Origin of the sequence: Phenylobacterium sp. (assembly GCF_044371015.1) — a bacterium.
GTDB lineage: Bacteria > Pseudomonadota > Alphaproteobacteria > Caulobacterales > Caulobacteraceae > Phenylobacterium.
On sequence record NZ_JBILUK010000234.1, the window covers coordinates 1 to 4938 of the forward strand.

General features: G+C 67.1%; 5 protein-coding genes and 1 pseudogene. 3 read left to right on the forward strand and 3 right to left on the reverse strand.

Features of this window, described 5'->3' with window-relative positions:
* Window positions 1-310 precede the first annotated feature (310 nt).
* From phnC to phnE, 3 genes are read left to right on the forward strand one after another with little or no spacing between them, the layout of a single operon-like run.
* Window positions 311-1105, forward strand: coding sequence for a phosphonate ABC transporter ATP-binding protein (gene phnC, locus ACIQ3R_RS15220; RefSeq protein ID WP_397419708.1), 795 nt, complete (start codon window positions 311-313; stop codon window positions 1103-1105).
* Complete coding sequence (phnD, locus tag ACIQ3R_RS15225) at window positions 1102-2130, forward strand: phosphate/phosphite/phosphonate ABC transporter substrate-binding protein (protein ID WP_397419709.1); 1029 nt, start codon at window positions 1102-1104, stop codon at window positions 2128-2130. The genes phnC and phnD overlap by 4 nt, the downstream gene beginning before the upstream one ends.
* On the forward strand, window positions 2127-2936 hold the full coding sequence (gene phnE / locus ACIQ3R_RS15230; protein WP_397419710.1) for a phosphonate ABC transporter, permease protein PhnE: 810 nt from the start codon (window positions 2127-2129) through the stop codon (window positions 2934-2936). The genes phnD and phnE overlap by 4 nt, the downstream gene beginning before the upstream one ends.
* A 6-nt stretch (window positions 2937-2942) precedes the next feature.
* On the opposite strand, the gene ACIQ3R_RS15235 is transcribed toward phnE, so the two are convergent.
* The 3 genes and pseudogenes from ACIQ3R_RS15235 to ACIQ3R_RS15245 all read right to left on the reverse strand — a co-directional run.
* Window positions 2943-3389 (reverse strand): NUDIX hydrolase, encoded by a 447-nt coding sequence (locus ACIQ3R_RS15235; protein ID WP_397419711.1) that lies wholly within the window; start codon window positions 3387-3389, stop codon window positions 2943-2945.
* Window positions 3390-3509: 120 nt separating this feature from the next.
* On the reverse strand, window positions 3510-4607 hold the full coding sequence (locus tag ACIQ3R_RS15240) for a glycosyltransferase family 4 protein (RefSeq protein WP_397419712.1): 1098 nt from the start codon (window positions 4605-4607) through the stop codon (window positions 3510-3512).
* 174 nt (window positions 4608-4781) lie between these two features.
* Window positions 4782-4916, reverse strand: a pseudogene (locus ACIQ3R_RS15245) (hypothetical protein); the annotation flags it as partial.
* Window positions 4917-4938 lie beyond the last annotated feature (22 nt).

Consider the following 4938-nt stretch of genomic DNA (forward strand, 5'->3'; position numbering starts at 1 on the left):
GCCCCAGCCTCGCGGGGATATGCATGCGACAACCCTGGATCCACCGCACAATGCCGGGGACGACGGATCGGAGGTCATGCGCCGGAGGTCCCGAACACGCGCTCGCGCGCGTTCCGGGATGACACCTGCGTTGGGGGAGGCGCGCATCACCTTCTCTGCGGTCCGTGGTTCCAACCCCCAGGGCCACAGACCGCTGCTAGGGTCGCACCGCGCCTTGCGCCCACTGACGCCGATTTGTCCCGCTGGACCTTGGCCGCGCGGGCGTGCCATGTAGCGGCTAGTTCTTCCCCAAGGATCTCAAGCGCCGCCCATGTCCGACGCCGCCGTTCTGTCGATACGGAACGTCTCCAAGACCTTCGGCAAGCGGCGCGCCCTCGACGGGGTTTCGCTCGACGCCCGGCGTGGCGAGATGATCGCGCTGATCGGCCCCTCGGGGTCTGGGAAATCCACGCTGCTGCGCTCGATCAGTGCGCTCCAGACGATCGACGCGGGTGACGGCGAGATCGTCGCCTTCGATGGTCCGGTTCAGAAGGACGGTCGCATCGATCCCGGCGTGCGCCGGACCCGCACCCGCATCGGCATGATCTTCCAGCAGTTCAATCTGGTCGGTCGGCTATCGCTGTTCACCAACGTGGCGCTGGGGTCGCTCGGGCGGATCGGCTACTGGCGCGCGGCGCTCGGCCTGTGGCCCTCCGAGACCAAGGCGGCGACCATGGCCGCGCTGCATCGTTTCGGCCTTTCGGACTATGCGGCCCAGCGGGCCAATACGCTTTCGGGCGGCCAGCAGCAGCGCGGCGCCATTGCCCGCGCCCTGGTGCAGAAGGCCAAGATCATCCTGGCCGACGAGCCGGTGGCCAGCCTCGATCCCGTCTCGGCCCGCCGGGTGATGGAAATCCTGGCCGAGCTCAACAGGGCCGACGGCCTGACCGTGGTGGTGACGCTGCACCAGGTCGACTACGCCCTGCGCTACTGCAAGCGGGTCGTGGCGCTGAAGGCCGGCCAGATCGTCTATGACGGCCCAGCCAGCGGCCTGCACAAGACCCAGTTGATCGACATTTATGGCCCGGAGTTCGAGGACGTGTTCTGGGAAGGAGCGCCCGCATGATCCGACCCCTGATCCGCGCCGCGACAGGTGTCGCCGCCGTCGGACTGGCCGCGCTGTCGCTCGCCGGATGCGGTCGCCCAGACCAGGCCCCGGCCCCGGGCGCGGCGTCGAACGAGGTGACCTTCTCGATCCTGTCGGCCGAGACCCAGGCCTCCATGGAGCCACTTTGGACGCCGCTGCTCAACGACATGTCGGCCTCGATCGGCGTGAAGGTGAAACCGTTCTTCGCCACCAACTACACGTCTCTGGTCGAGGCCATGCGCTTCAAGCAGGTGCAGATGGGCTGGTTCTCCGCCGCACCCGCCCTGCAGGCCGTACGCCGCGCTGACGCCGAGGTGATCGGCCGCGTCATGGATGCTGGCGGGAACTCAACCTACAAGTCGGTGCTGATCGTCAAGAAGGGCAGCGGGCTTACACTCGACAAGGTGCTGGCCTGCGACCGCACGCTCTCGCTCGGAATCGGCGACACCCAGTCGACCTCCGGCACGCTGGCGCCCAAGACTTATCTCTTCACACCCCGCAACATTGAGCCCGCCAAGTGCTTCAAGACCGTCCGCGCGGCCAACCATCAGGCCAACAGCTTCGCGGTCGCCAACAGCGTCGTCGACGTCGCCACCAACAACTCCGTCGGGCTGATCTTCTTCGCACGCGAGAACAAGGCGCTGGCGGACCGGCTTGAGGTGATCTGGGAGTCTCCGCCGCTGCCGGAGAGCTCCATCGTCGTGCGCAAAGACATGGATCCGGCGCTGAAGGAAAAGATCCGCCAGTTCTTCCTGACCTATGGAGTCGGCGATGACGAGAAGGCGGCCAAGCAGCGCGAAGTGCTGAAGGGTCTGGCCTATGGCGGCTTCCTGCCGGCCGACAACACCTACCTCAACCCCGTGCGAGAGATGGAGGCCAGCGAAGCGCTCGCCGAGGCCAAGCGCATCGGCGATGCAGGTCGGATCGCCAAGGCTCAGGCCGAGTTCGACAAGCTGCGCGCCGAGATCGCCCAGCAGCGGGCCATGGAGCCGGCGTCCAAATGACCGCGCCCGACGCCTCCGGCGCGATCCCGCCGGCCCCCAGCCGAACGCTGCTGCAGCGGACGCCGGACCTGCTGGTCTGGGGCGGGCTGATCATCCTTTTGGCGATAGCCTTCGGTCCGGCGGAGCTCAACAAACTGCCGCTGCTGTTCGCCAATTCGGCCAACATGCAGGAACTGGCGCGCGGCTTCCTTTCGCCGGATCCGTCGAACCTCGGCCTCTACATCGCCAAGATGTGGCAAACGATCCAGATGGCGATCTGGGGCACGTTCCTCGCCATCCTGACGGCGATCCCGCTCAGCCTGCTGGCTTCGCGCAACATCACGCCCTGGTTTATTCAGTGGCCGATCCGGCGCGTGCTCGACATCGTACGCTCTATCCCGGACCTGGTGATCGGGATGATCTTCCTGGTGGCCGTGGGACCCGGGCCCCTGGCGGGCGTGATGGCGCTGGCCATCGGCACTTCCGGCGTACTGGCCAAGCTCTTCTCGGAGGCCGTAGAGTCCATCGACAAAGGCCCGGTCGAGGGCGTGCGCGCCACGGGGGCGGCCCGGCTGCACGAGATCGTCTGGGGCGTAATCCCCCAGGTGGCGCCGCTCTGGACCAGCTATGCGCTCTACCGCTTCGAATCCAACAGCCGCAGCGCCACGGTGCTGGGTCTCATCGGCGCCGGCGGCATCGGTCAGCTGCTGTTCGACAGCCTGAACGGCTTCGCCTACTCCGATACGGCGATGATCGTCATCGTCATCATCGTGGCGGTGATCGGAATCGACATGCTTAGCCAGGCGATCCGCAGCCGCCTTCTGTAGGCGGCCCTAACCCTTGAACTTGGCCAGCAGCGCCTTCAGTTCCGGCTCATCCACCCGCTCGGCGGCGTCGGCGGGCGTGGTCCAGATCCGGTCGCGCTCGACCATCTCCGGCCAGATATCGCGCACCTCGGTGACCTCGAGCGGAAACACCATCACCCGCACGTGCTGCAGCCGCCCGCTGCGCAGCCGCTTGTCGTAGTGGTAGACGCCGAGGCTGCGTCCCCGAGCCTGGCCGACCACGCCCGCCTCCTCAAAGGCCTCGCGCGCCGCCGCCACGTCGGGCGTGAAGTCGCGCATCGGCCAACCCTTGGGGATCACCCAGCGACGTGTTTCTCGGGACGTGATCAGCAGGATCTCCAGGCCCTCGGCGGCGCGGCGCCAGGGCAAGGCGGCATACTGCGTGCGCGGCTCTCGGTCGGTTTCGGGGCGTAGCCTGTCGGTCTTCTTGCCCATCCGTGTGCGCGCCGGAACCCTTTACGAATCGGTCGAGTCGCGACCGGGAGAGCGGGCCGTTTACGCGGCGCGCGGGCTCGCGCCAACCCAATTGTCATCAAACTGTCACAGAAGCCGCGATCAGGCGGACTCCGGACCCTTCCGCCGCACCCGTGCGAGCCGGCGCAGACGTCGCCAGAATCGGGTCTTTTCAGGCTCGGGATAGGGCTGCAGGTTGCGCACAAAGTCCTCCGCGCAGGCCCGCCAGGAGAAGGTCTCGGCGAACGCGCGCACCTTGCCCCGGTCGAGGTCCAGGCATTGCAGGCAGGCCTCCCTGAGGCCCTCGGTCGCCGTCAGCGCCAGCACGCCGGCGCCCGAACCAGGGATCAGGTCGATGGGGCCGGGCGCCGGATAGGCCGCCACCGGCGTGCCGGCGGCCATCGCTTCCAGGATCACCAGCCCGAAGGTGTCGGTCAGCGAAGGGAACACGAACACGTCGGCGCAGGCATAGTGATCGGCCAGCTCTTTGCCGGACTTGGAGCCCTTGAACAGCACTTTCGGATACTGCGCGCGGAGCTCGTCAAGCTGCGGCCCGGGTCCGACGACCACCTTGGTGCCCGGCAGATCCAGCGCCAGGAACGCCTCGATGTTCTTCTCGACCGCCACCCGGCCCACATAGAGGAACACAGGACGGGTCAGGCCCTCGAACAGGTCCGGCTCGTCCGGCGCACGCGGCCGGAACTGCTCAGTGTCGACCCCACGCGACCAGGCGGAAATGTTGCGGAAGCCATGGCGAGACAGCTCCTCGCGCATGGTGGGTGTGGCGACCATCAGGCGGCCCGAGGGCTTGTGGAACCACTTCATGTAGGCGTAGCCGGCAGCCAGGGGCAGCGGCAGCCGGGCCGAGACATACTCCGGAAAGCGGGTGTGATAGCTGGTGGTGAACGGGAGTTTCCACTCCACGCAGATGCGCCGCGCCGCCAGTCCGATCGGGCCTTCGGTGGCGATATGGATGGCCTCGGGTTCGAAGGCCTTGAACAGCTCCTGCACCGGTTCATAGACCCCGATCGCCACCTTGATCTCGGAATAGGTCGGCAGGGGGAAAGTCTTGAACTGGCCCGGGTGGATCACTTCCACCGTGTGGCCCATCTCCGTCAGTTCACTCACCACGCGGGTCAGGGTGCGGACAACGCCGTTGACCTGGGGCTCCCAGGCGTCGGTCGCCACGAGAATACGCATCGGCCGCATCGCGTCGCGGGGCGCCGTGATCGCCTCACGAAGCCGACGGTCGGATCGCGGCGGCCGGGGTCGGGTTTCTGGCGTCAGCGCCTCGGTCTGCAGAAAGGCCCAGAAGGCGCCCAACAGCGCCTCTTTCGTCGGGAAGTGGCGATAGACCGTGCGCTCGCCCACGCCGGCCTCGCGGGCGATCTCGGCGAACCCAAGATCCTCGAGTGACCGATGCTCGAGCAAGCGACCGACGGCGCGCAGGATCTGGGCGCGGGTTTCCTCCCGCTGACGGTCGCGCAAACTCGGAAGGGGGCTTTTCATGGCAGTCGCACTGTCATGAAAG

What these genes read in the sequence shown, in the direction of transcription:
- ACIQ3R_RS15240 (WP_397419712.1), bottom strand. Translation starts at nt 4,607, where the DNA reads ATGCGTATTCTCGTGGCGACCGACGCCTGGGAGCCCCAGGTCAACGGC.
- phnE (WP_397419710.1), top strand. Translation starts at nt 2,127, where the DNA reads ATGACCGCGCCCGACGCCTCCGGCGCGATCCCGCCGGCCCCCAGCCGA.
- phnC (WP_397419708.1), top strand. Translation starts at nt 311, where the DNA reads ATGTCCGACGCCGCCGTTCTGTCGATACGGAACGTCTCCAAGACCTTC.
- ACIQ3R_RS15235 (WP_397419711.1), bottom strand. Translation starts at nt 3,389, where the DNA reads ATGGGCAAGAAGACCGACAGGCTACGCCCCGAAACCGACCGAGAGCCG.
- phnD (WP_397419709.1), top strand. Translation starts at nt 1,102, where the DNA reads ATGATCCGACCCCTGATCCGCGCCGCGACAGGTGTCGCCGCCGTCGGA.